The organism is Flavobacterium sp. NRK F10, from assembly GCF_024054235.1.
Classification (GTDB): domain Bacteria; phylum Bacteroidota; class Bacteroidia; order Flavobacteriales; family Flavobacteriaceae; genus Flavobacterium; species Flavobacterium sediminis.
The window spans coordinates 1-236 of the sequence record NZ_JAMXLC010000004.1; the positions used below are offsets into that span (position 1 = coordinate 1).

The following is a 236-nucleotide window of genomic DNA, read 5'->3' on the forward strand; positions in this document are numbered from 1 at the left end:
GCACAGGTAGTTATAGTGTCACCTACAACAGATCAAAGTATAGTGTTGAGCGATATTAGTTTAGGAACTTGTTCTTCGATTTTGTCGGATTCCTCAACAGTAACGGTAAATCCAACGCCATCTTTCGGAACATTATCGAGTAACGGAAGTATTTGTGAAGGCGAAGATGCAGTGTTTGACTTAAGTGGAACTGCAGGCGCTGTTGTAACGTATACAATTAACGGTGGCTCTAACCA

The 236-nt window shown here is 41.5% G+C and carries 1 protein-coding gene; it reads left to right on the forward strand.

Translation table 11 applies throughout. The annotated features are described in order from the left end of the window. Window positions 1-236, forward strand: a 236-nt coding sequence (locus NHF50_RS15590) for a hypothetical protein (RefSeq protein ID WP_252777361.1), incomplete at both ends; no start/stop codon positions are given.